A 24,666-nucleotide genomic window follows, 5' to 3' on the forward strand; every position below is an offset into this window, starting at 1 on the left:
CCCACGAGTTTCCCCATACAAATTCAAGAAGATTGGAGAACACAATGGCCGAAGCAAAAGTACTCAGTGGCGCCGGGCTCCGTGGCCAGGTTGCCGGGCAAACCGCGCTGTCCACCGTGGGCCAGGCCGGAGCCGGGCTGACCTATCGCGGCTACGACGTGCGTGAACTGGCCGCCGACGCGCAATTTGAAGAAGTCGCCTATCTGCTGCTGTACGGCGAACTGCCGACCAAAGCGCAACTGGCCGACTATCAGACCAAACTGAGCAAGCTGCGCGACCTGCCGCAAGCTTTGAAGGAAGTGCTCGAACGAATTCCCGCCGACGCGCATCCGATGGACGTCATGCGCACCGGTTGCTCATTCCTCGGCAACATCGAACCGGAGAAAGACTTCTCTGAACAGCGCGACAAGACCGACCGTCTGCTCGCCGCGTTCCCGGCGATCATGTGCTACTGGTATCGCTTCAGCCACGACGGCAAGCGCATCGACTGCGTCAGCGACGAGCCAACCATCGGTGGCCACTTCCTGCACCTGCTGCACGGCAAGAAACCGAGTGAATTGCACGTCAAAGTCATGAACGTGTCGCTGATCCTCTACGCCGAACACGAATTCAATGCCTCAACCTTCACCGCACGGGTTTGCGCTTCGACCTTGTCGGATCTGTACTCGTGCGTGACGGCGGCGATCGGCTCGCTGCGTGGTCCGTTGCACGGTGGCGCCAACGAAGCGGCGATGGAAATGATCGAGCGCTTCTCATCGCCGGAAGAGGCGATCAAAGGCACCCTCGGCATGCTCGAGCGCAAGGACAAGATCATGGGCTTCGGCCACGCGATCTATAAGGACAGCGACCCGCGCAACGAGGTGATCAAGGGCTGGGCGAAAAAACTCGCGGACGAGGTCGGCGACAAGGTGCTGTTCCCGGTTTCCGAGGCCATCGACAAGACCATGTGGGAGCAGAAGAAACTGTTCCCGAATGCCGACTTCTATCACGCCTCGGCTTACCACTTCATGGGCATCCCGACCAAGCTGTTCACGCCGATCTTCGTCTGCTCGCGCCTGACCGGCTGGGCCGCGCACGTGTTCGAACAACGCGCCAACAACCGCATCATCCGCCCAAGCGCCGAATACACCGGCGTCGAACAGCGCAAGTTCGTGCCAATCGAACGTCGCTGAATGGTGAGGGCCAAGCGCTGATCCGAGATCCACCGAAGACCCTGTGGGAGCTGGCTTGCCAGCGATGACTGAGTCACATTCAACATTGATGTCGACTGACCCACCGCTATCGCTGGCAAGCCAGCTCCCACAGGGTTCGGGGTGAATTTCAAGGTCGGTGTCGCGCTCACCCTTTGCAACCACCGTGACCCGAGTCCTGACCCGATGAACACAGAATTCCGCAAGAACCTGCCCGGCACGCCGCTGGATTACTTCGACACCCGCGCGGCGGTCGAGGCGATTGCGCCTGGCAGCTACGACACCCTGCCGTACACCTCCCGCGTGCTGGCGGAAAACCTTGTGCGTCGCTGCGCCCCGGCCACGCTCACCGACTCGCTCAAGCAACTGATCGAACGCAAGCGCGACCTCGATTTTCCGTGGTTCCCGGCGCGGGTGGTCTGCCACGACATCCTCGGCCAGACCGCGCTGGTCGACCTCGCCGGTCTGCGTGACGCCATCGCTTTGCAGGGCGGTGACCCGGCGCAGGTCAACCCGGTGGTGCCGACGCAACTGATCGTCGACCACTCGCTGGCCGTCGAGGCGGGCGGTTTCGATGCCCAGGCCTTCGAGAAGAACCGCGCCATCGAAGACCGCCGCAACGAAGACCGTTTCCACTTCATCAACTGGACCAAAAAGGCCTTCAAGAACGTCGACGTGATCCCGCCGGGCAACGGCATCATGCACCAGATCAACCTGGAGAAAATGTCGCCGGTGATTCAGGTGCGCGAAGGCGTGGCGTTCCCCGACACTTGCGTCGGCACCGACAGCCACACGCCGCACGTCGATGCGCTCGGTGTGATTGCCATCGGCGTCGGCGGCCTCGAAGCCGAGAGCGTGATGCTCGGTCGCGCGTCGTGGATGCGTCTGCCGGAAAGCGTTGGCGTTGAACTGACCGGCAAGCTGCAACCGGGCATCACCGCTACCGACATGGTCCTGGCTTTGACCGAGTACCTGCGTAAACAGAAAGTCGTCGGCGCGTGGCTGGAATTCTTCGGTGAAGGTGCAGCAGCGCTGACCCTCGGCGACCGCGCGACCATTTCCAACATGGCCCCGGAATACGGCGCCACGGCGGCGATGTTCTACATCGACCAGCAGACCATCGATTACCTGAAACTGACCGGTCGTGAAGACCAGCAGGTTCAATTGGTCGAGCAGTACGCCAAACTCACCGGCCTGTGGGCTGACAGCCTGAAAGGCGCGCAGTACGAGCGCGGCCTGACTTTTGATCTGTCTTCGGTGGTGCGCAACATGGCCGGCCCGAGCAACCCGCACGCCCGCGTTGCGGTATCGGATCTGGCAGCCAAAGGCATCTCCGGCCAGTGGGATGACGTGCCGGGGCAAATGCCCGACGGCGCGGTGATCATCGCCGCGATCACCAGTTGCACCAACACCAGCAACCCGCGCAACGTCATCGCCGCTGGCCTGTTGGCGCGCAATGCCAACAAGCTCGGCCTGACCCGCAAGCCGTGGGTCAAATCCTCGCTGGCACCGGGTTCGAAAACCGTAGCGCTGTACCTCGATGAAGCGGGGCTGACCACCGAACTGGAGCAGCTCGGCTTCGGCGTCGTGGCGTTTGCCTGCACCACCTGCAACGGCATGTCCGGCGCCCTTGATCCGCTGATCCAGCAAGAGATCATCGACCGCGATCTGTACGCGACCGCGGTGCTTTCCGGCAACCGCAACTTCGACGGCCGCATTCACCCGTACGCCAAACAGGCATTCCTTGCTTCGCCGCCGCTGGTGGTTGCTTACGCGATCGCCGGGACCATCCGTTTCGATATCGAGAAGGATGTGCTGGGCGTGGTCGATGGTCGGGAAATCCGCCTGAAAGACATCTGGCCGAGCGATGAAGAAATCGATGCGGTGGTGAAGTCTTCGGTCAAGCCTGAGCAGTTCCGTCAGGTCTATATTCCGATGTTCGCCGTGCATGAAGACACCGGGCCGAAAGTCGCGCCGCTGTACGACTGGCGCGAGATGAGCACCTACATCCGCCGTCCGCCGTACTGGGAAGGCGCACTGGCCGGCGCCCGTCCGCTGAAGGGCATGCGCCCGCTGGCGGTGCTGCCGGACAACATCACCACTGATCACCTGTCGCCATCGAACGCGATCATGCTCGACAGCGCCGCCGGCGAATACCTGGCAAAAATGGGCCTGCCGGAAGAGGACTTCAACTCCTACGCCACCCACCGTGGCGACCACCTGACGGCACAGCGCGCGACCTTCGCCAACCCGAAGCTGTTCAACGAAATGGTCGTGGAAAACGGCAAGGTCAAGCAGGGTTCGCTGGCGCGTGTCGAGCCGGAAGGCCAGGTCATGCGCATGTGGGAAGCCATCGAAACCTACATGCAGCGCAAGCAGCCGCTGATCATCATCGCTGGCGCTGACTACGGCCAGGGTTCGTCCCGCGACTGGGCGGCGAAAGGCGTGCGCCTGGCTGGTGTCGAGGCGATTGCCGCTGAAGGTTTCGAACGCATTCACCGCACCAACCTGGTGGGCATGGGCGTGTTGCCGCTGGAATTCAAACCCGGCACCAACCGCCACACCCTGGCCATCGACGGCAGCGAAACCTACGACGTGATCGGCGAACGCAAACCCCGCGCGGATCTGACGCTGGTGATTCATCGCAAGAATGGCGAGCGGGTCGAAGTGCCGGTGACCTGCCGTCTCGATACCGCTGAAGAAGTGTCGATCTACGAGGCCGGCGGCGTGTTGCAGCGCTTTGCTCAGGACTTCCTCGAAGGATCGGCGGTCGCCGTTTAAATCAACGTGTGGGCATGGGATTTCAAGTCCCATGCCTTCGGTAAGGAGCACCATGGCTCACGCACCACAAATCAGAATCGCTGCCACCTACATGCGCGGCGGCACCAGCAAAGGCGTGTTCTTCAGCCTCACCGATCTGCCCCAAGCAGCGCAGGTTGCCGGCCCGGCTCGCGACGCGCTGCTGCTGCGGGTGATCGGCAGTCCCGACCCGTACGACAAGCAAATCGACGGCATGGGCGGCGCAACGTCGAGCACCAGCAAAACCGTGATCCTGTCGAAAAGCACCCGCGCCGATCACGACGTCGATTACCTGTTCGGCCAGGTGTCGATCGACAAGCCGTTCGTCGACTGGAGCGGCAACTGCGGCAACCTCTCCGCGGCGGTCGGTTCGTTCGCCATCAGCAACGGTCTGGTCGACGCCAGCCGCATTCCGCACAACGGCGTGGCGGTGGTGCGCGTGTGGCAGGCCAACATCGGCAAGACCATCATCGCCCACGTGCCGATCACCAACGGCGAAGTGCAGGAAACCGGTGATTTCGAACTCGACGGCGTGACCTTTCCGGCGGCCGAAGTGCAGGTCGAATTCATGGATCCGGCGGCGGAAGAAGAGGGCGGCGGTGGCTCGATGTTCCCTACCGGCAATCTGGTCGACGAGCTGGAAGTGCCGGGTGTCGGCACGTTCAAGGCGACCATGATCAATGCCGGGATCCCGACGATTTTCGTCAACGCCGAAGACATCGGCTACACCGGCACCGAACTGCAAGGTGCGATCAACGGCGATCCGAAAGCGCTGCTGATGTTCGAGACGATTCGTGCTTACGGTGCGTTGCGCATGGGCCTGATCGCCAATCTGGAAGAAGCCGCCAAGCGGCAGCACACGCCGAAAGTCGCATTCGTCGCCAAGCCTGCGGATTACGTAGCGTCGAGTGGTAAAGCGATTGCGGCCAGTGACGTCGATCTGCTGGTGCGCGCGTTGTCGATGGGCAAACTGCACCACGCGATGATGGGCACGGCAGCAGTGGCGATCGGCACGGCGGCGGCGATTTCCGGCACGTTGGTGAATCTCGCTGCGGGTGGCATTGAACGCAACGCGGTGCGTTTCGGCCATCCGTCGGGGACTTTGCGCGTGGGCGCTGAAGCGACACTGGAGAATGGCGAGTGGGTGGTGAAGAAAGCCATCATGAGCCGCAGTGCGCGGGTGCTCATGGAAGGCTATGTCCGCGTGCCCGGCGATTGCTTTTAAGCAACAGCAATATCCTTGTGGGAGCGAGCCTGCTCGCGAAAGCGATGCATCAGACATGCAAATGTTGACTGACGCTCAGCCTTCGCGAGCAGGCTCGCTCCCACAGTGGATTGCATTTCAATCATAAGAAATCGTTAGCCCTGAACCGAGGTCCCATCAACGAACCACTTCACGAGTGAATCGAACATGAGCGCCAACGTCGACCTGAACAACCGTCCCGATTACGACGCAGTCCTGCAGGACATCGCCGACTACGTCCTCACCTTCAAGCCCGAATCCGCCGAGGCGCTGAACACCGCGCGCAACTGCCTGATCGACACGCTGGGCTGCGGTCTGCTGGCCCTGCGTTTCCCCGAATGCACGAAACACCTCGGCCCGATCGTCGAGGGCACGGTGGTGCCGTTCGGCGCACGAGTGCCGGGCACCAGTTATCGCCTCGATCCGGTCAAGGCCGCGTGGGACATCGGCTGTATCGTCCGTTGGCTCGATTACAACGACACCTGGCTTGCCGCCGAATGGGGCCATCCATCGGACAACCTCGGCGCCATCCTCGCCGTTGCCGATCACCTGTCGCAAAAACGCGTCGCTAACGGTGAAGCGCCGCTGACGGTCCGCGATGTGCTGGAAGCAATGATCATGGCCCACGAGATTCAAGGCGTGATCGCTCTGGAAAACTCCTTCAACCGGGTTGGACTCGACCACGTCATTCTGGTGAAAGTCGCCTCGACCGCCGTCAGCGCCAGACTGATGGGCGCCCATCGCGAGCAGATGCTGTCGGCGCTGTCCCATGCCTTCGCCGACGGTCAGGCGCTGCGCACCTATCGCCATGCGCCGAACGCCGGCTCGCGCAAATCCTGGGCGGCAGGGGATGCGGCGAGTCGCGGCGTGCGCCTGGCCGACATCGCCATGCGCGGTGAGATGGGCATTCCCGGCGTTTTGAGCGCGAAGCAGTGGGGCTTCTATGACGTTTCGTTCAGCCACATCAACAACGATCTGGCGCTCAAGCCCGAGGACAAGCGCGCTTTCAGCTTTTCCCGGCCGTTCGGCAGTTACGTGATGGAAAACGTGCTGTTCAAGATCAGTTTCCCCGCCGAATTCCATGCGCAGACGGCGTGCGAGGCGGCGGTGACCTTGCATCCGCTGGTTCGCAATCGGCTGCATGAGATCGACCGCATCGTCATCACCACCCATGAATCGGCGATCCGCATCATTTCCAAGGTCGGCCCGCTGGCCAATGCCGCCGACCGCGACCACTGCCTGCAGTACATGACCGCCGTGCCGCTGGCATTCGGCAATCTGGTGGCGGAGCACTACGAAGACGACTTCCACAAGGCGCATCCGATCATCGATGTGCTGCGCGAAAAAATGCTCATCGTTGAAGAACCGCGCTTCACCCGCGAATACCTTGAGCCTGACAAACGCTCGATTGCCAACGCCGTGCAGGTGTTTTTCAAGGATGGCAGCAGCACCGACAACGTGCTGGTGGAGTACCCGATCGGCCATCGCCGCCGCCGCGCCGAAGGTATTCCGTTGCTGGAGGACAAGTTCAAGGCCAATCTGGCCACGCGGTTTGCCGGGCAGCGTTGCGCTGAGATATTTGCGCTCTGTGAGGATCAGGCGCGGCTTGAAGCCACAGCGGTGAATCGATTCATCGACCTGTTTGTGATCTGACGGACCGCGTTATCGTTCTTCGCGGGCAAGCCCGCTCCCACAGGGAATGGTGATGAACACAGAAATTGTGAACGCCTTCAGAACCTGTGGGAGCGGGCTTGCCCGCGATAGCGTCAGATCAGGCACTGCAAACCTACTTGAACCGCCGCTCAACGCCTTTTTCCACCAGAATCTTCGCCGAAATCTCCTCGACGGAAAAATGCGTGGAATTGATGTGCGGAATGTTCTCGCGGCGGAACAGGTTTTCCACTTCGCGCACTTCGAATTCGCACTGGGCGTAGCTTGAATAACGGCTGTTGGGCTTGCGCTCGTTGCGAATCGCAGTGAGGCGGTCGGGGTCGATGGTCAGGCCGAACAGCTTGTGCTGATGGGCGCGCAGGGCCGTCGGCAGGGTCAGGCGCTCCATGTCGTCTTCGGTCAGCGGATAGTTGGCCGCGCGGATGCCGAACTGCATGGCCATGTACAGACACGTCGGCGTTTTGCCGCATCGCGACACGCCCACTAGTATCAGATCGGCTTTGTCGTAATAGTGGGTGCGCGCGCCGTCATCGTTGTCGAGGGCGAAGTTCACCGCCTCGATGCGCTCCATGTAATTGGAGTTATGTCCGATCGAATGGGATTTGCCGACGGTGTAGGAAGAGTGCTCGGTAAGCTCCTGTTCGAGCGGCGCGAGGAAGGTCGAGAAAATGTCGATCATGAAACCATTGGACGTTGCGAGAATCTCACGAATGTCCTGATTGACGATGGTGTCGAAGATGATCGGGCGAAAGCCGTCGGTTTCAGCGGCTTTGTTGATTTGTTGTACCATGGCCCGCGCTTTTTCCACGCTGTCGATGTAGGGCCGCGTGAATTTGCTGAAGGTAATGTTTTCGAACTGCGCCAACAGGCTTTGACCCAGGGTTTCGGCGGTAATGCCGGTGCCATCGGAGATGAAGAAAGCAGATCGTTTCATTTGCACCTTGGGCCTTAAGCTAGTAACGAATCTTGGATATGATAGGCGCGATTTGCCGGCCGCCATTGGCCCGCATTCTCACTTATTTTCCAGGTCCAGGCCATACAACCGGCCAAGGCTCCCCCGGGCCGCCGGTTTCTGAGCTTTTCCAACACAGTTAGTGGAGAGATCACCTTGGTAGAGTACGTAGTTTCCCTCGATAAGCTCGGCAAACACGATGTTGAGCATGTGGGGGGCAAGAACGCATCCCTGGGCGAGATGATCAGTAACCTGGCAGGCGCCGGTGTTTCGGTCCCCGGCGGCTTCGCCACGACGGCTCAGGCCTATCGTGACTTCCTCGAACTGAGCGGCCTGAACGAGCAGATCCACAAGGCCCTCGACGCGCTCGACGTCGACGACGTCAATGCCCTGGCCAAGACCGGCGCGCAGATCCGCCAATGGATCATGGACGCCGAATTCCCGGAAAAACTTAACACCGAGATCCGCACAGCGTTCGCCGCGCTGTCGGCGGGCAACCCTGATGTGGCCGTTGCCGTGCGTTCTTCAGCCACCGCCGAAGACCTGCCGGACGCCTCGTTCGCCGGTCAGCAGGAAACCTTCCTGAACATCCGTGGTGTGGAAAACGTAATCCGCGCCGCCAAAGAGGTGTTCGCTTCGCTGTTCAACGACCGTGCGATTTCCTACCGCGTGCACCAGGGCTTCGACCACAAACTGGTCGCCCTGTCGGCTGGCGTGCAGCGCATGGTGCGTTCGGAAACCGGCACCGCCGGCGTGATGTTCACCCTCGATACCGAATCCGGTTTCCGTGACGTGGTGTTCATCACCGGCGCTTACGGCCTGGGCGAAACCGTCGTACAAGGCGCGGTCAACCCGGATGAGTTCTACGTACACAAAGGCACGCTGGAGGCCGGTCGTCCGGCGATCCTGCGTCGCAACCTGGGCAGCAAAGCCATCAAGATGATCTACGGCGACGAGGCCAAGGCCGGTCGTTCGGTCAAGACTGTCGATGTCGACAAGGCCGAACGCGCGCGTTTCTGCCTGACCGACGCCGAAGTCAGCGAGCTGGCCAAGCAGGCGATGATCATCGAGAAGCACTACGGCTGCCCGATGGACATCGAGTGGGCCAAGGACGGTGACGACGGCAAGCTGTACATCGTTCAGGCGCGTCCGGAAACCGTGAAAAGCCGCACCCAGGCCAACGTCATGGAACGTTACCTGCTGAAAGAAACCGGCACCGTGCTGGTGGAAGGTCGGGCGATCGGCCAGCGCATCGGCGCCGGCAAAGTACGCATCATCAAAGACGTCTCGGAAATGGACAAAGTCCAGCCGGGCGACGTGCTCGTTTCCGACATGACCGACCCGGACTGGGAACCGGTGATGAAGCGCGCCAGCGCCATCGTCACTAACCGTGGCGGGCGTACCTGCCACGCGGCGATCATCGCTCGTGAGCTGGGCATTCCGGCGGTGGTCGGTTGCGGAAACGCCACCCAGTTGCTGAAGGATGGCCAGGGCGTGACCGTGTCCTGCGCCGAAGGCGACACCGGTTACATTTTCGAAGGCGAACTGGGCTTCGACATCAAGAAGAACTCCGTCGACGCCATGCCGGAGCTGCCGTTCAAGATCATGATGAACGTCGGCAATCCGGATCGCGCCTTCGACTTCGCGCAATTGCCGAACGCCGGCGTTGGTCTGGCGCGTCTGGAATTCATTATCAACCGCATGATCGGCGTGCACCCGAAAGCGCTGTTGAACTACGACGGCCTGCCGCAGGAAATCAAGGACAGCGTCGACAAGCGTATTGCCGGTTACAGCGACCCTGTCGACTTCTACGTCGACAAACTGGTGGAAGGCATCAGCACCCTGGCTGCAGCGTTCACGCCGAAAAAAGTCATCGTGCGCCTGTCGGACTTCAAGTCCAACGAATACGCCAACCTGATCGGCGGCAAGCTCTACGAGCCGGAAGAAGAAAACCCGATGCTGGGTTTCCGTGGTGCTTCGCGTTACATCAGCGAATCGTTCCGCGATTGCTTCGAGCTCGAATGCCGCGCGCTGAAACGCGTGCGCAACGAGATGGGCCTGACCAACGTGGAAATCATGGTGCCGTTCGTCCGTACTTTGGGCGAAGCCAGCCAGGTGGTCGATCTGCTCGCCGAGAACGGCTTGAAGCGCGGCGAGAACGGTCTGCGCGTGATCATGATGTGCGAGCTGCCATCCAACGCGATTCTGGCTGAGGAATTCCTCGAATTCTTCGATGGCTTCTCGATCGGCTCCAACGACCTGACTCAACTGACGCTGGGTCTGGACCGTGACTCGGGGATCATCGCGCACTTGTTCGACGAACGTAATCCGGCGGTGAAGAAGCTGTTGGCCAATGCCATTCAGGCCTGCAACAAGGCCGGCAAGTACATCGGCATCTGCGGTCAGGGTCCTTCGGACCACCCGGATCTGGCCAAGTGGCTGATGGAACAGGGCATCGAAAGCGTGTCGCTGAACCCGGACACCGTGCTGGAAACCTGGTTCTTCCTCGCCGAAGGTCAGGCTTGATCAGTATGTAATTGGCCCGCGCCCCATGTGGGAGCGAGCCTGCTCGCGAAGACGCAGCAACATTCACCATGGATGTTGACTGATACACCGCTTTCGCGAGCAGGCTCGCTCTCACATGGGCCGGGCCTTGAGATTGAAGTAGGGCGGGCTCCATCGGAAGCCGCCCTTTTTTGTGCAAGAGCATTATGCAAAGCAGCAGCAACCTGTTTCCTGTCGCGCTGATCAGCGCCGAGCGGCGCGGCGATCTGAGCGAAGACGTCTATCGATTGAAACCCGGCAACAGCCCGGACTGGTCCGTAGAGATCGCCGTCACCCGTTTGGGCATGGCCGATGACACGGCGCCACGCGGCGTGCCGGTGATTCTGTTGCACGGCAGCTTTTCCAATCGGCGCTTCTGGTTTTCCCCCAAAGGTCTCGGGCTCGGCGCGTATCTGACGCGGCTGGGCTTCGACGTGTGGATTCCGGAAATGCGCGGTCACGGCCTGTCCCAGCGCAACGAAGACTATCGGCGCAACCGCGTGGCCGACTACGCCCGTTACGATCTGCCGGCGATTGCCGCGTTCGTGCGTGAGCAGAGCGGACAGATCCCGCACTGGATCGGCCATTCGCTCGGCGGCATCACCCTGGCGGCGGCGCTCGGTGGCGAATATCTCGGCGAACCGGCCGTGGCCTCGGCGGCGTTTTTCGGCACGCAGGTCAGCCGCACCTACTGGCCGTTGAAAATCCCACCGGTGGAGTGGGGCGGGCGCTTCATTCTCAAGCGTTTCGCGCAGTTGTCTGGCTCACGCCTCAAACGCGGACCGGAAGACGAGCCGATCGGCCTGGCCATCGAAAGCATGCGCTGGTACGGCTTGTTTGGCCGCTTCGGCGACAAGGATAAGGACTGGTGGGCCGGACTTGCCGAGGTGCAGGTGCCGGTGCTGGCGGTGACCGCAGCGGGGGATCATCAGGATCCGGCGTGGGCCTGCCGCAAGCTGTTCGAGCAGATCGGCTCAGAGTGCAAGCAGTTCATCAACCTGGGCCGCGAGCAGGGGTTCTCGGACAATTTCGGCCATGTCGAAATGTTGGTGAGCAAAGCAGCGCAGGCTGAAGTGTGGCCGCTGGTGGCGCGCTGGTTGAACGATCAGCAGACGCCGTTGCTGGCGCAGACGACGGATCTGGCCGCTGCGGTGTGAGGGTCGTTCCGTTCAGCCTGGCTTGCGGCTAAGATATGACGCATTGTGCGGTTCCGGTCATATTTCGTGACTGTTTAGCGATAACGTTTCAGCTGCGGTTCAGGTTCGCTCAGCGACCATGGCATGGACTAAGGTAAACAGCGACCGCCGGAACTCGTCTCATCAGAATGCGGCATCCTTGATCGTCTTCCTTGTTACAGGAGTTTTTCGATGGAACATTACCTTACGCCTGACCTGTGCGACGCCTACCCGGAGCTGGTGCAGGTGCTGGAACCGATGTTCAGCAATTTCGGCGGCCGGGATTCCTTCGGCGGCGAAATCGTGACCATCAAATGCTTCGAAGACAATTCGCTGGTCAAGGAGCAGGCCGAACTCAACGGCAAAGGCAAAGTGCTGGTGGTCGATGGCGGCGGTTCGCTGCGCCGCGCCCTGCTGGGCGACATGATCGCCGCCAAGGCCGCGCAGAACGGCTGGGAAGGGCTGGTGATCTACGGTTGCATCCGTGACGTCGACGTCATCGCCCAGACCGATCTCGGCGTGCAGGCGCTGGCCAGCCATCCGATGAAAACCGACAAGCGCGGCATCGGCGACCTCAACGTCCCGGTGACTTTCGCCGGCGTGACGTTCCACCCAGGCCAATACATTTATGCGGACAACAACGGCGTGATCGTGTCGCCGAGCCCGCTGAAAATGCCTGAATAAGCTTTTCGACAAGGGATGCGGATGTTCGAGGAAGAAAACGCGCAATGGGGGCTGGTGCATGCCCTGGTGCTGGACGGCAAGGGCGGTGCGCGTTCGATAGCCCGGACTGAGCTCGACGATTTGCAGCTGCAGGCCCATGAAAGCCTGTGGCTGCATTGGGATCGCAGCCATCCACAGACCCAAACCTGGTTGCGCAAGTCCAGCGGGCTCAACGAATTCACCTGCGATCTGCTGCTGGAAGAGAACACCCGCCCGCGTCTGTTGCCATTGCCCGACTCCGAGCTGTTGCTGTTTCTGCGCGGGGTCAATCTCAACCCGGGCGCCGAGCCGGAAGACATGGTCTCGGTGCGGATTTTCGCCTCGGCTCAGCGAGTGATTTCCCTGCGCTTGCGTCCGTTGCGCGCTACGGATGAGTTGCTGGCGCTGCTGGGTGAGGGCAAAGGGCCGAAAACTTCCTCGGAATTGATGCTGTATCTGGCGCAGTTCCTCACCAATAAAGTGCAGGATCTGGTCACGTGCCTGTCGGAAGTGGTGGATGAAGAGGAAGAAAAACTCGACGCCGACGAACGGTATACCCCCGAGCATGGGGCCATTTTGCACATCCGCCGCAGAGCCGCTGGGCTGAAGCGTTTTCTCGCCCCACAGCGGGATATTTTCGGACAGCTGACACGGATAAAATTGCCGTGGTTCGTCGAAGACGACGCCGACTACTGGAACGAATTGAACAACAGCCTGACCCGTTATCTGGAAGAGCTCGAATTGACCCGAGAGCGCGTGGGGCTTGTGCTGGAGGCTGAAGACCGGCGTTTGAGCGTGCACATGAATCGGACCATGTACCGCTTCGGCATTATTACCTGCATCTTCTTGCCGATGAGTTTCATCACCGGTCTGCTCGGCATCAATGTCGGTGGTATTCCGTTTGCTGAAAGCCCGTATGGTTTCCTGATTGCCTGCTTGACGGTACTCGCCCTGGCGTTCGGTCAGTGGTGGTTGTTCCGTCGATTGCGCTGGGTGTGAACATGGCGCATGTGACCCGAGTAAATCTGCCCGCGTCTTTCACAGACATCACGAGAGGTGCGTATGCACGATCCGTTTGAACAGTCTTTGCGCGACATGCTCAACGCTTCGCCGTCCAGCCGCGACGACGATGCGTGCCTGGGCCGCGTACTCAAAACCGCCAACCGCCAGGTCGGCGCCGGTGATCTCTTCAGCCTGCTGGGCCGCTGGCTGCCCGCGCTGATGATCGCCCTGAACAATGGCTCGGCGCATGTCTCGCCGGTTTCCCGTCTTCGTAAAACTACTGCTCGCACTGCTGATAAGGCTGATTGAATATGGAACTTGATCTCTGGACTCAGAGCCTCGTCACTGCAATGACTGCGTTGTGGACCAAAGTCGCTAATTTCATTCCGAACCTGTTCGGCGCACTGGTTGTGCTGCTGTTGGGTTTCGTCGTGGCCAAGCTGCTCGACACCTTGCTCTCCAAATTGCTCGCAAAACTGGGCCTTGATCGCCTGATGGGCGGCACCGGGCTGACCAAGCTGATGTCGCGCGCCGGGCTGCAAGTGCCGATCTCGACGCTGATCGGTAAAATCGTCTACTGGTTCGTTCTGCTGATTTTTCTGGTTTCTGCGGCAGAATCCCTTGGCCTCGAGCGAGTTTCAGCTACGCTGGACATGCTGGCGTTGTATCTGCCGAAAGTATTCGGCGCCGCGCTGGTGTTGCTGGTCGGTGTCCTGCTGGCGCAACTGGCCAACGGGCTGGTGCGCGGCGCAGCAGAAGGCGTAGGGCTGGACTACGCTTCCGGGTTGGGACGGATCGCGCAGGGGCTGGTGATCATCATCAGCATCTCGGTTGCGATCAGCCAGCTCGAGGTCAAGACCGACCTGCTGAACCATGTAATTGTCATCGTATTGATTACCGTTGGTCTGGCAGTTGCACTGGCCATGGGTTTGGGAAGCCGGGAAATCGCCGGTCAGATTCTTGCGGGAATCTATGTGCGTGAGCTGTACGAGGTTGGGCAACAAGTGCGTGTTGGCGAGGTCGAAGGCCAGATCGAAGAGATCGGCACGGTTAAAACCACATTGCTGACCGATGAGGGTGAGCTAGTCTCTCTCTCCAATCGGATCCTGCTGGAACAGCATGTGAGTAGCCGCTAAACCGGCAAACCCTGCTAATGTATGCCGCCGCAAAATGCCAGCCGAGGCTGGTTGTGGCGGACATTGACCTGACTGTCGGCACGACTTGTTTTGAATAAAGCCCAACCGCTATCCACGCGCTACGACCCCCGCGAGCTCTCTGATGAGGAGTTGGTCGCGCGCTCGCATACCGAGCTGTTTCACGTAACGCGCGCCTACGAAGAGTTGATGCGGCGTTACCAGCGAACATTATTTAACGTCTGCGCGAGATATCTTGGGAACGATCGCGACGCAGACGATGTCTGTCAGGAAGTGATGCTGAAGGTGCTGTACGGCCTGAAGAACTTCGAGGGGAAATCGAAGTTCAAAACCTGGCTTTACAGCATCACTTACAACGAATGCATCACGCAGTATCGGAAGGAACGGCGTAAGCGTCGCTTGATGGACGCTCTCAGTCTGGACCCTCTTGAAGAAGCGTCTGAAGAAAAGGCGCCGAAGCCGGAGGAGAAGGGTGGGCTTGATCGCTGGCTGGTGTATGTGAATCCGATTGACCGCGAAATTCTGGTGCTACGATTTGTCGCAGAGCTGGAGTTTCAGGAGATCGCAGACATCATGCACATGGGTTTGAGTGCGACAAAAATGCGTTACAAACGCGCTCTAGATAAATTGCGTGAGAAATTTGCAGGCATTGCTGAAACTTAGTTCAGCGCAAATATCTCTTACGTGTAGGCAAGTTCTGATAGACTTGCCGCCGAGTTGTCCCCCGGTTTGCGGGACTGCTTCACAATCACCAGATGGGGATTTAACGGATGAAACTGAAAAACACCTTGGGCTTGGCCATTGGTTCTCTGATTGCCGCCACTTCGTTCGGCGCTCTGGCACAAGGCCAAGGCGCAGTTGAAATCGAAGGCTTCGCTAAGAAAGAACAATTCGACAGCGCTCGTAACTTCAAGAACAACGGCAACCTGTTCGGCGGTTCGATCGGTTACTTCCTGACCGACGACGTTGAACTGCGTCTGGGCTACGACGAAGTGCACAACGTACGTGCCGACGATGGCAAGAACGTCAAAGGCGCTAACACCGCTCTGGACGCTCTGTACCACTTCAACAACCCAGGCGACATGATTCGTCCATACGTTTCGGCCGGTTTCTCTGACCAGAGCATCGACCAGAACGGTTCGAACGGTCGTAACCGTTCCACCTTCGCCAACGTTGGCGGCGGTGCCAAGCTGTACTTCACCGAGAACTTCTACGCCCGTGCCGGCGTTGAAGCTCAGTACAACATCGACCAGGGCGACACCGAGTGGGCTCCTAGCGTCGGTATCGGTGTGAACTTCGGTGGCGGCTCCAAGCCAGCTGCTGCTCCAGTTCCAGCACCTGCTGAAGTCTGCTCCGACAGCGACAACGATGGCGTTTGCGACAACGTTGACAAGTGCCCGGACACCCCAGCCAACGTAACTGTTGACGCTGATGGCTGCCCAGCAGTTGCTGAAGTTGTTCGTGTTGAGCTGGACGTGAAATTCGACTTCGACAAGTCGGTAGTCAAGCCTAACAGCTACGGCGACATCAAAAACCTGGCTGACTTCATGAAGCAGTACCCATCCACCAGCACTACTGTTGAAGGTCACACTGACTCCGTCGGTCCTGACGCTTACAACCAGAAACTGTCCGAGCGTCGTGCAAACGCCGTTAAGCAGGTTCTGACCAACCAGTACGGTGTTGAATCGTCCCGCGTTCAGTCTGTTGGCTACGGCGAATCCCGCCCAGTTGCTGACAACAAAACTGAAGCTGGCCGCGCTGTAAACCGTCGCGTAGAAGCGCAGGTTGAAGCTCAAGCTAAGTAATTAGCTGCCGCTGATGGAAAAGCCCGGCTCAGGCCGGGCTTTTCTTTGTCTGCGATTTGGCTTTGACGCTTAAAGCGCCTGCACGTTGTACGCCGTCCCGGAGCTGCCGAAGGCTGCGATCTTTTGCTCTTGAGCAACAGCCGCCACCGCACCAATCACCAGAATCGCCGGGCTTTTCAATTCAAACGCCGAGGCATCCTCAGCCATCGCAGTCAGATCACTGCGACATTCACGCTGATGCGCCAAAGAGGCGTTTTCGATCATCGCCACTGGCGTATGCGCCGCCATCCCTCCGGCGAGCAGCTGATCACGAATCTTGCCCAGCTTGGCCACGCCCATGTAAACCACCAGCGTCGTCCCGCCTTGCGCCAACGCCTGCCAGTTCAACTGGCTGTCATCCTGGGTGTGCGCAGTCACCAACGTTACCCCGCGCGCCACGCCACGCAACGTCAGCGGAATATCGCATTGCGTCGCCCCGGCCAGCCCGGCAGTGATGCCATTGACCAGTTCCACTTCAACCCCGCGCTCGCGCAACCACTGTGCTTCCTCACCACCGCGGCCGAAAATGCACGGATCGCCGCCCTTCAGGCGCACCACGCATTTGCCCTGGCGCGCATAACGCAGCATCAGCCGATGGATAAACGCCTGCGGGGTCGAACGGCAGCCGCCGCGTTTGCCCACCGGGATCACCCGCGCAGCCGGGCAGTGCTCCAGCACCGCGTCGTTGACCAGATCATCGATCATCACCACATCGGCCTCGCGCAACGCGCGCACCGCTTTGAGCGTCAGCAACTCCGGATCGCCAGGGCCTGCGCCCACCAGCCAGACTTTCGCATTCATGGTGTTGTCCTCGTTAAATGACCGCGACCGGCCGCGCTTCGGCAGCCAGTAGACGCTTGATTTCCGGCACGCAGGAACCGCATTGCGTACCGCATCGGAGATTGTTTTTCAGGCCTTGCAGATCCAGGCCTTGGCGAATGCCGGCGCAGACTGCGTTGAGGCTGACGTTTTCGCAATTGCACAAGGTCTTGTCGGTGGCGATCGCTCCGACAGCGCCCGGCGGCGCGCTCATCGGCGCGAGCAGCCAGCGCCGCAGTTGTTGGTCGGCGCGGCCCTCCAGCCACAGGCTCTGCAACCAGTGTTGCGCAAGGGTTTCGCCGGCCAGACGAATCGCAGTGATACGGCCGTTCTCGATGCGCACCCGCTTGCCAATGGCGCGACGCGGATCGTCGTAGGCCAGAACCGGGCCATCCAGCAAGGACAGGCATTGGTCGATCTCGCCCAGCAGCTGTGGATCCGGCGCCTGGCCGTGTGCAGCGCGTATCAGCAACGCTGGCCGCTCACGCCCGACAAGGCTGAGGCTGACGTAGGAAAACGCCTCGCACAGCGGTCGTAGCGTCTCGAAATGCCGCTGAACATCACCCTCGATCAAAGCGAACAGTTGCCACGGCAGGTTGACTGCCTCCAGACGCACGCCGCTGTGCTTGAGCTCCGGTTGCCTGGACAGCGGATCAAACGCCGGCAAGGTCAGCGTGTTGACGCCGCCCTTGAGATAGCGATCGCCCCAGTGCATCGGCAGGAACGCCTGGCCCGGACGCACGCTGTCGTCGCTGCCGACCGCAACAATCACCGCGCCACGGCGGCTTTTCAGATTGACCAGATCACCGGGCTGCAAGCGGTGCCGACGCATTTCGTCAGGGTGCAGGCTCAGCACGGCTTCGCTGACGTGGCCGAACAATTGCGCGGCGGTGCCGGTGCGGCTCATGCCGTGCCACTGGTCACGCAGGCGACCGGTGATCAAAGTCAGCGGGAAGCGCGCGTCGCGTTGTTCCTTGGCGGCGCGGTACGGATCGGCAATGAACTGCGCGCGGCCATTGGCTGTAGGAAAAATGCCGTCGCTGTACAAGCGTGGCGTGCCTTGGCGGGCGCCAGCAGGGAAGGGCCATTGCTGCGGACCGATCTCGTCGATCAAGGCATAACTGATTCCGCACAGATCCAAGTCTCGCCCACGGGTCAGCGCTTTGAATTCATCAAACAACTGCGCAGGTTGATCGAAAGCGAACAGGCTCGGCTGCCTGGGGCGCAGACGTTTCTCCAGACGCTGTGCGAAATCCACCGTGATCGCCCAGTCCGGCCGCGCTTCGCCCGGTGCGACAACCGCTTTGCGCACGTGGGAAATGCGCCGCTCGGAGTTGGTCACCGAACCTTCTTTCTCGCCCCAACTGGCGGCGGGTAACAGCAGGTCGGCAAATGCAGCGGTTTCGGTGGTGCGAAAGGCTTCTTGCAATACCACAAAAGGGCAGGCCTCAAGCGCTGCGCGGATTGCGCTCTGATCGGGCATCGATTGCGCCGGGTTGGTACAGGCAATCCACAGTGCTTTGATTTTTCCGCTGCGCAGGTTTTCGAACAGTTCGATGGCGCTCAGGCCCGGCGCCTCGGGCAAGCTCTCGACGCCCCAGTACGCTGCCACCTCGGCGCGATGTTCCGCATTGCCGGCATCACGATGGCCGGGTAGCAGATTGGACAGACTGCCGGTTTCCCGTCCGCCCATGGCATTTGGCTGACCCGTCAGGGAGAAAGGTCCTGCACCGGGCCGGCCAATTTGCCCGGTGGCCAGGTGCAGATTGATCAGCGCGCTGTTTTTCGCGCTGCCGGCGCTGGACTGATTCAGGCCCATGCACCACAGCGACAGGAAGCTCGGCGCAGTGCCGACCCATTCTGCGCATTGCTGCAGTTGCTCGATGCTGATGCCGCACAGTTGCGAAACCATTTGCGGGGTGTAATCGCGCACCAGGGTTTTGAGTTCGGCGAGGCCTTCGGTGTGCGCCTTGATGAAATCGCGATCGACCCAGTCTTCCCACAGCAGCAGATGCAAAATCCCATGGAACAAGGCGACATCGGTACCCGGAAGAATCGCCAGATGCAGGTCAGCCAAATCGCAGGTGTCGGTGCGACGTGGGTCGATAACGATGACTTTCATCTGCGGGCGACGGGATTTGGCTTCCTCCAGTCGACGGAAAAGTACCGGATGTGCGTAGGCCATGTTACTGCCGACGATCATCACGCAGTCGCTGAACTCCAGATCCTCATAACTGCACGGCGGGGCATCTGCGCCGAGGCTGCGTTTGTAGCCGACCACCGCCGAGGACATGCACAGCCGCGAATTACTGTCGATGTTGTTGGTGCCGACCAGCGCCCGCGCCAGTTTGTTGAAGGCGTAGTAGTCCTCGGTGAGCAACTGCCCGGAGATGTAGAACGCCACGCTGTCCGGGCCGTGTTCGGCGATGGTTTCGGCAAACACGTTGGCGGCGTGTTCCAGTGCCGTATCCCAGTCAGTACGGCTGCGCGCCAGGCCTTTGCCCAGGCGCAGTTCCGGGTACAAGGCGCGGGCGGCGAGGTCGCCGGTCAGGTGCAGCGTCGAGCCTTTGCTGCACAGTTTGCCGAAGTTGGCCGGGTGCGCCGGATCGCCGCTGACGCCGAGGATGCGCTCGCCGTCATGCTCGATCAGTACGCCGCAGCCGACCCCGCAGTAACAGCAGGTCGAGGCGGTCGTCTGGCGGTTCATCAGATGGCGTCCCGCAGGGCCAGTTGCACCCGGCCATTCTCGACTCGCGCCGGATGATGGTGCGCACAGCCGATGTCCGGCGCCTGGGCTTCGCCGGTTTCGAGGTCGATCTGCCAGTTGTGCAGCGGGCAGGCCACGCGTTTGCCATAGATCAGACCCTGCGACAGCGGCCCGCCCTTATGCGGGCAGCGATCATCGAGGGCGAAAACCTCGTCGTCGCTTGTACGAAAAATCGCGATGTCACCTTTCGGTCCGGCAATGATCCGCGAACCGAGGGCGTTGATCTCTTCCAGTGCACAGATATCGAGCCAGTTCATGCCGGCACCTCCAGGTTTTTCACGGGGATCACGTCGAATTCTTTCTTCAGTTGCGGCTGCGCCAGCCGCTCCTTCCACGGGTCCTGTTCGAACGACAGGGAGAATTGCAGGCGCTCATTCAGGGCCTTGCGCCGCTCGGCGTCTTCGAGCACGTTCTTCTTGATGTGCTCCATGCCGACCCGTTGCAGGTAATGCACGGTGCGTTCGAGGTAGAAGGCTTCCTCGCGGTAGAGCTGCAGGAATGCGCCGTTGTATTCGCGGACTTCCTCGGCAGTTTTCAGTTTGACGAAGAACTCGGCGACTTCGGTCTTGATCCCGCCGTTGCCACCGATGTACATCTCCCAGCCGGAGTCGACGCCGATGATTCCTACGTCCTTGATGCCCGCTTCCGAGCAGTTGCGTGGGCAACCGGACACGGCCAGCTTCACTTTGTGCGGCGACCACATGTTGAACAGGTCGTGCTCGAGTTCGATGCCCAGTTGCGTCGAGTTCTGCGTGCCAAAGCGGCAGAACTCGCTGCCGACGCAGGTTTTCACGGTGCGGATGGATTTGCCGTAGGCGTGGCCGGACGGCATGTCGAGGTCTTTCCACACGCCGGGCAGATCCTGTTTCTTGATCCCCAGCAAGTCGATGCGCTGACCGCCGGTGACCTTGACCATCGGCACGTTGTACTTGTCGGCCACATCGGCGATCCGCCGCAGTTCCGATGGATTGGTCACGCCGCCCCACATGCGCGGCACCACCGAATAGGTGCCGTCCTTCTGGATGTTGGCGTGGGCGCGTTCGTTGATCAGGCGCGATTGCGGATCGTCCTTGGCCTCGCCCGGCCAGGTGGAAATCAGGTAGTAGTTGAGCGCCGGGCGACAGGTCGCGCAGCCATTGGGTGTGCGCCAGTTCAGGTAACTCATGGTCTCGGCGATGGTCAGCAGGTGTTCCTGACGGATCGCCTGACGAATCTGCCCGTGGTTGAGATCGCTGCAACCGCAGATGGCTTTTTCGCTTTTCGGTTTGACGTCCGCCGCGCCTCCGACGGTGTTAATCAGGATCTGCTCGACCAGCCCGGCGCAGGAGCCGCAGGAGCTGGCAGCCTTGGTGTGTTTCTTCACTTCATCGACGCTGAACAGGCCGTGTTCCTGGATCGCCTTGACGATGGTGCCCTTGCACACACCATTGCAGCCGCAGACTTCGGCGCTGTCGGCCATGACCATGGCTTTGTCCTGGCCCTGATGTCCTACGTCGCCTAGGGCGTTTTCGCCGAACATGAGGTGATCGCGGATCTCGCCTATGGCGTGATTCTCACGAATCTGCCGGAAATACCAACCGCCATCTGCCGTATCGCCGTACAGACAGGCGCCGACCAGCACGTCATCCTTGATCACCAGTTTTTTGTACACGCCGCCGATCGGGTCGGAGAGGGTGATGGTCTCGGTACCTTCGCCGCCCATGAAGTCGCCGGCGGAGAACAGGTCGATGCCGGTGACTTTCAATTTGGTCGAGGTCACTGAACCCTGATAGCGAGCGAAACCCAGTTGCGCGAGGTGATTGGCGCAGACCTTGGCCTGTTCGAACAGCGGCGCGACCAGACCGTAGGCGATGCCGCGATGGCTGGCGCATTCGCCGATTGCGTAGATGCGCGGGTCGTAGGTTTGCAGGGTGTCGTTGACCAGAATCCCGCGATTGCACGGAATGCCGGCCTTTTCTGCCAGTTCGGTGTTGGGGCGAATGCCGGCGGCCATCACCACCAGATCGGCAGGAATGATGTCGCCGTTCTTGAACTGCACCGAGCCGACCCGGCCATTGCCGGCGTCGTGCAGGGCTTGGGTCTGTTCGCACAGGCGGAAATGCAGGCCACGGGATTCCAGCGCCGATTGCAGAAGCTGGCCGCTGGTCTTGTCCAGTTGGCGCTCCAGCAGCCATTCGCCGAGGTGCACCACGGTGACGTGCATGCCGCGCAGCATCAGGCCGTTGGCCGCTTCGAGGCCGAGCAGGCCGCCGCCGATGACCACGGCGTGCTTGTGGGTCCTGGCGGTGTCGATCATGGCCTGGGTGTCGGCGATGTCGCGATAGCCAATCACACCCTGCAAGGTGTTGCCGGGGATTGGCAGGATGAACGGAGTCGAGCCGGTGGCGATCAGCAGGCGATCGTACTCGGCCTCGGTGCCGTCCTCGGCAATCACTCGGCGTTTGACCCGGTCGATCTCCACCACTTTGCGGTTGAGCAGCAACTTGATGTTGTTTTCCAGGTACCAGTCGAGGTCGTTGAGGACGATCTCTTCGAACGTCTGCTCGCCGGCCAGCACCGGCGACAGCAGGATGCGGTTGTAGTTGGTGTGCGGTTCGGCGCCGAAGACGGTGATGTCGTAGAGCTCGTCGCTCAGCTTGAGCAGTTCTTCCAGGGTACGCACCCCGGCCATGCCATTGCCGATCATCACCAGTTTGAGTTTTTTCATCAGGTTCTCCGGGAGCTGCGGCTGGCCTCTGGTGGGCCGTCGGGCCTTGCTCGACAAATTTTGCGCAAACAAAAAAAGGCGTCCCGCTAGTTGCCTAGCGAGGACGCCTTTGTCCTGGTCCCGTTCTCTCGGGAAGCGCAGCCTTCGTCGTTGAAGGTTGGGCTTTATGTATGGTGATTGGGGTAATGCAGTGGTTGTGCCAACTTGGGTGGACGCGGATTTATTGGGGATTGGGGTTGTGACAGGAGGTGTTTTTGCACCGAATCGAGGCGTGTTGCTCGTTCGTGGCGCGTTAATTCTTGGGGTTATGCGGTGTGACGCCGAATGCCTTCGCGAGCAGGCTCGCTCCCACAAGGTGTCTGCGAACGACACCAATCTCCTGTGGGAGCGAGCCTGCTCGCGAATGGCACAACTCAATCTCAGCCATGAAACAACAAAACCAGCAGCACCACATTCCCCAGCAATGCCAGAAGCGCCATGGTCCGCCAGACCTTCAACGGCTCCCGCTCCAACAAAGGCCGGGGTCGCACACTCAAACTTTGCCGCTCACCCTGTTCCAGCACCAGCAGCCACTCTTCAGCGGTTTCGAAGCGTTGCTGCGGATCGGCGGCAACGCCACGTTCCAGACTTTGCGCCAGCCATTCCGGCAAGTCCGGGCGATAGCGACTGGCATTCACCGGTAGGCCGAATCGGGGCCGCTGAAACGCTTCGATTTCGCCATAGGGAAAATGCCCGGTGAGCAGGAAATACAGGGTGACGCCCACCGAATACAAATCCTGCTGCGCACTTGGCGACTCGCCACGAAACGCTTCCGGGGCGATGAAACTAGGCGTTCCTGGCAGGGTCGACGGCGCGTCCTCGGACAGTCCCGGGCAATAAGCCAGGCCGAAATCCAGCAGGCGCAGCTCGCCGTCATCCCCCAGCAGCAGGTTTTCCGGTTTGATGTCGCGATGCAGAATCTGCCGTCGATGCAGCAGCCCGACCGCGCGCAACAGCCGCTCGGCGATGTCCTGCCACTGCGCCAAAGGCAACGGACCGCTGAGTTGAAACACGTCGGCCAGCGTCGTCCCGGCATATTCACGCATCACGTAATACAAATGCTGACGCTGAGTGCAGGCATGGATCTGCGGAAAATGCCGGCCGGCCACGCGCTTGAGGAACCATTCTTCCGACAGCAGCGCCTGCCCGGCTTGCGGATCGTCGGCGAGCCGCGTCGGCAAGGTCTTCAACAGCCAAGGCTGGCCCTGACTATCGAGCACGCGATACAGCAATGATTGCTGGCTCTGGCCGATGATGCCTTGCACCTGCCAGCCTTCAAACGCTTGCCCGGGTTTCAGCGTTGGCGGCAGTGGCCATTGCTGCAATTGCACCAGCGCATCGCCAATGCTCGCTTCGCCCAGCGCATCGACGCGCACCAGCAGGGCACTGGCGTTGTCCTGACTGCCGGCCAGATGAGCGGCGTTGACCAAGGTTTGCGCTGCGCTGGGCAGATCCGCTTGATCGCGCAGAATCGCCGCGATCGCGGTATCGCCCAGGGTCGACCAGACGCCGTCGCTGAGCAGCACGAAGCTTTCGCCCTCACGCAGTTCGCCGTCGAGGAAATCCAGGACCAGATGCTGATCGAGCCCGAGCGCACGCTTGAGCACGTGTTGCATGCCCGGTTGCTCCCAGACGTGATCCTCGCTGATGCGCTGCAAGCGCTCGGCGTGCCAGCGATAGACCCGGCAATCGCCGACGTGGGCGAGGGTGAAGCGTCGACCGCGCATCACCAGCGCGCTGACCGTGGTCAACAGCGGTTGCCCACCGCCGTTGGCCTGCAGCCAGCGATTTTGCGCGAGCAGCAGGCGATCCAGCGCTTGGGCCACGCTCCAGGTTTCCGGCGTCGCGTAGTAGTCCAGCGCCAGCGCCTGCAAGGTCGAACGCGCGGCGAGGCCGTCATCGGCGCATTGGCTGACGCCGTCGGCGATGGCGAACAGATAACCCTTGCTCACCGCCAGTGTCGGCGCCGGTGTCACCGAGCGCAGGGCGTCCTGATTCTCCGCGCGCGGGCCGGTGGCGCTGGCTTCGGCGAAGCTCAGTTGCAGGGCCATTGAGGCT

18 protein-coding genes are annotated in these 24,666 nt (G+C 60.7%); 12 read left to right on the forward strand and 6 right to left on the reverse strand.

Translation table 11 applies throughout. The features are described from left to right. Positions 1–44 precede the first annotated feature (44 nt). From prpC to prpD, 4 genes are all read left to right on the forward strand, one after another. Positions 45–1,172: a bifunctional 2-methylcitrate synthase/citrate synthase gene (gene prpC / locus BXA01_RS24850; RefSeq protein ID WP_076566881.1), complete on the forward strand. Its 1,128-nt coding sequence runs from the start codon at positions 45–47 to the stop codon at positions 1,170–1,172. Positions 1,173–1,376: 204 nt separating this feature from the next. Beyond that, positions 1,377–3,971: a Fe/S-dependent 2-methylisocitrate dehydratase AcnD gene (gene acnD / locus BXA01_RS24855; RefSeq protein WP_076566884.1), complete on the forward strand. Its 2,595-nt coding sequence runs from the start codon at positions 1,377–1,379 to the stop codon at positions 3,969–3,971. A gap of 52 nt (positions 3,972–4,023) precedes the next feature. Continuing rightward, complete coding sequence (gene prpF / locus BXA01_RS24860) at positions 4,024–5,214, forward strand: 2-methylaconitate cis-trans isomerase PrpF (RefSeq protein WP_076566887.1); 1,191 nt, start codon at positions 4,024–4,026, stop codon at positions 5,212–5,214. A gap of 186 nt (positions 5,215–5,400) precedes the next feature. Beyond that, positions 5,401–6,885: a 2-methylcitrate dehydratase gene (prpD, locus tag BXA01_RS24865; RefSeq protein ID WP_076566890.1), complete on the forward strand. Its 1,485-nt coding sequence runs from the start codon at positions 5,401–5,403 to the stop codon at positions 6,883–6,885. A 133-nt stretch (positions 6,886–7,018) separates the two neighbouring features. On the opposite strand, the gene ppsR is transcribed toward prpD, so the two are convergent. Continuing rightward, on the reverse strand, positions 7,019–7,837 hold the full coding sequence (gene ppsR / locus BXA01_RS24870; RefSeq protein WP_016773826.1) for a posphoenolpyruvate synthetase regulatory kinase/phosphorylase PpsR: 819 nt from the start codon (positions 7,835–7,837) through the stop codon (positions 7,019–7,021). A 174-nt stretch (positions 7,838–8,011) separates the two neighbouring features. On the opposite strand from ppsR, the gene ppsA reads away from it, so the two are divergent. The 8 genes from ppsA to BXA01_RS24910 all read left to right on the forward strand — a co-directional run bounded on the left by ppsA (position 8,012) and on the right by BXA01_RS24910 (position 16,237). After that, the gene (gene ppsA, locus BXA01_RS24875) at positions 8,012–10,381 is read left to right on the forward strand and encodes a phosphoenolpyruvate synthase (protein ID WP_039762994.1); all 2,370 of its coding nucleotides are present in this window, start codon (positions 8,012–8,014) and stop codon (positions 10,379–10,381) included. Positions 10,382–10,566: 185 nt separating this feature from the next. After that, positions 10,567–11,556 carry an alpha/beta fold hydrolase gene (locus BXA01_RS24880; RefSeq protein WP_076566892.1) on the forward strand — a complete coding sequence of 330 codons (990 nt, stop codon included), beginning with the start codon at positions 10,567–10,569 and terminating at the stop codon, positions 11,554–11,556. A gap of 210 nt (positions 11,557–11,766) precedes the next feature. After that, on the forward strand, positions 11,767–12,258 hold the full coding sequence (gene rraA, locus BXA01_RS24885) for a ribonuclease E activity regulator RraA (RefSeq protein WP_016773829.1): 492 nt from the start codon (positions 11,767–11,769) through the stop codon (positions 12,256–12,258). 21 nt (positions 12,259–12,279) lie between these two features. Next, positions 12,280–13,275 carry a zinc transporter ZntB gene (locus tag BXA01_RS24890; RefSeq protein WP_016773830.1) on the forward strand — a complete coding sequence of 332 codons (996 nt, stop codon included), beginning with the start codon at positions 12,280–12,282 and terminating at the stop codon, positions 13,273–13,275. Positions 13,276–13,338: 63 nt separating this feature from the next. After that, positions 13,339–13,587 carry a hypothetical protein gene (locus BXA01_RS24895; RefSeq protein WP_003223293.1) on the forward strand — a complete coding sequence of 83 codons (249 nt, stop codon included), beginning with the start codon at positions 13,339–13,341 and terminating at the stop codon, positions 13,585–13,587. A gap of 2 nt (positions 13,588–13,589) precedes the next feature. Next, positions 13,590–14,414, forward strand: coding sequence for a mechanosensitive ion channel family protein (locus tag BXA01_RS24900; protein WP_016773831.1), 825 nt, complete (start codon positions 13,590–13,592; stop codon positions 14,412–14,414). A 90-nt stretch (positions 14,415–14,504) separates the two neighbouring features. Further along, positions 14,505–15,095, forward strand: a complete 591-nt coding sequence (gene sigX / locus BXA01_RS24905; RefSeq protein WP_016773832.1) for an RNA polymerase sigma factor SigX — start codon at positions 14,505–14,507, stop codon at positions 15,093–15,095. A 107-nt stretch (positions 15,096–15,202) separates the two neighbouring features. Next, positions 15,203–16,237 (forward strand): OmpA family protein, encoded by a 1,035-nt coding sequence (locus BXA01_RS24910; protein ID WP_076566895.1) that lies wholly within the window; start codon positions 15,203–15,205, stop codon positions 16,235–16,237. Between the two features lie 69 nt (positions 16,238–16,306). Here the strand turns inward: BXA01_RS24910 and cobA are convergent, their stop codons facing one another. From cobA to BXA01_RS24935, 5 genes are all read right to left on the reverse strand, one after another. After that, positions 16,307–17,077: a uroporphyrinogen-III C-methyltransferase gene (gene cobA, locus BXA01_RS24915; RefSeq protein WP_076566898.1), complete on the reverse strand. Its 771-nt coding sequence runs from the start codon at positions 17,075–17,077 to the stop codon at positions 16,307–16,309. A gap of 13 nt (positions 17,078–17,090) precedes the next feature. Beyond that, the gene (locus tag BXA01_RS24920; RefSeq protein WP_076566901.1) at positions 17,091–19,802 is read right to left on the reverse strand and encodes a nitrate reductase; all 2,712 of its coding nucleotides are present in this window, start codon (positions 19,800–19,802) and stop codon (positions 17,091–17,093) included. Next, complete coding sequence (gene nirD, locus BXA01_RS24925) at positions 19,802–20,119, reverse strand: nitrite reductase small subunit NirD (protein WP_016773836.1); 318 nt, start codon at positions 20,117–20,119, stop codon at positions 19,802–19,804. Before nirD ends, BXA01_RS24920 begins: the two co-directional genes overlap by 1 nt. Beyond that, entirely contained in the window at positions 20,116–22,569 is a 2,454-nt protein-coding gene (gene nirB / locus BXA01_RS24930) for a nitrite reductase large subunit NirB (RefSeq protein ID WP_016773837.1), read from the reverse strand. The genes nirD and nirB overlap by 4 nt, the downstream gene beginning before the upstream one ends. Positions 22,570–22,988: 419 nt before the next feature. Next, positions 22,989–24,659 carry a bifunctional protein-serine/threonine kinase/phosphatase gene (locus BXA01_RS24935; protein ID WP_076566904.1) on the reverse strand — a complete coding sequence of 557 codons (1,671 nt, stop codon included), beginning with the start codon at positions 24,657–24,659 and terminating at the stop codon, positions 22,989–22,991. Positions 24,660–24,666 lie beyond the last annotated feature (7 nt).

Source organism: Pseudomonas sp. B10 (genome assembly GCF_900156235.1).
In the GTDB taxonomy this organism is placed as follows: Bacteria; Pseudomonadota; Gammaproteobacteria; order Pseudomonadales; family Pseudomonadaceae; genus Aquipseudomonas; species Aquipseudomonas siliginis.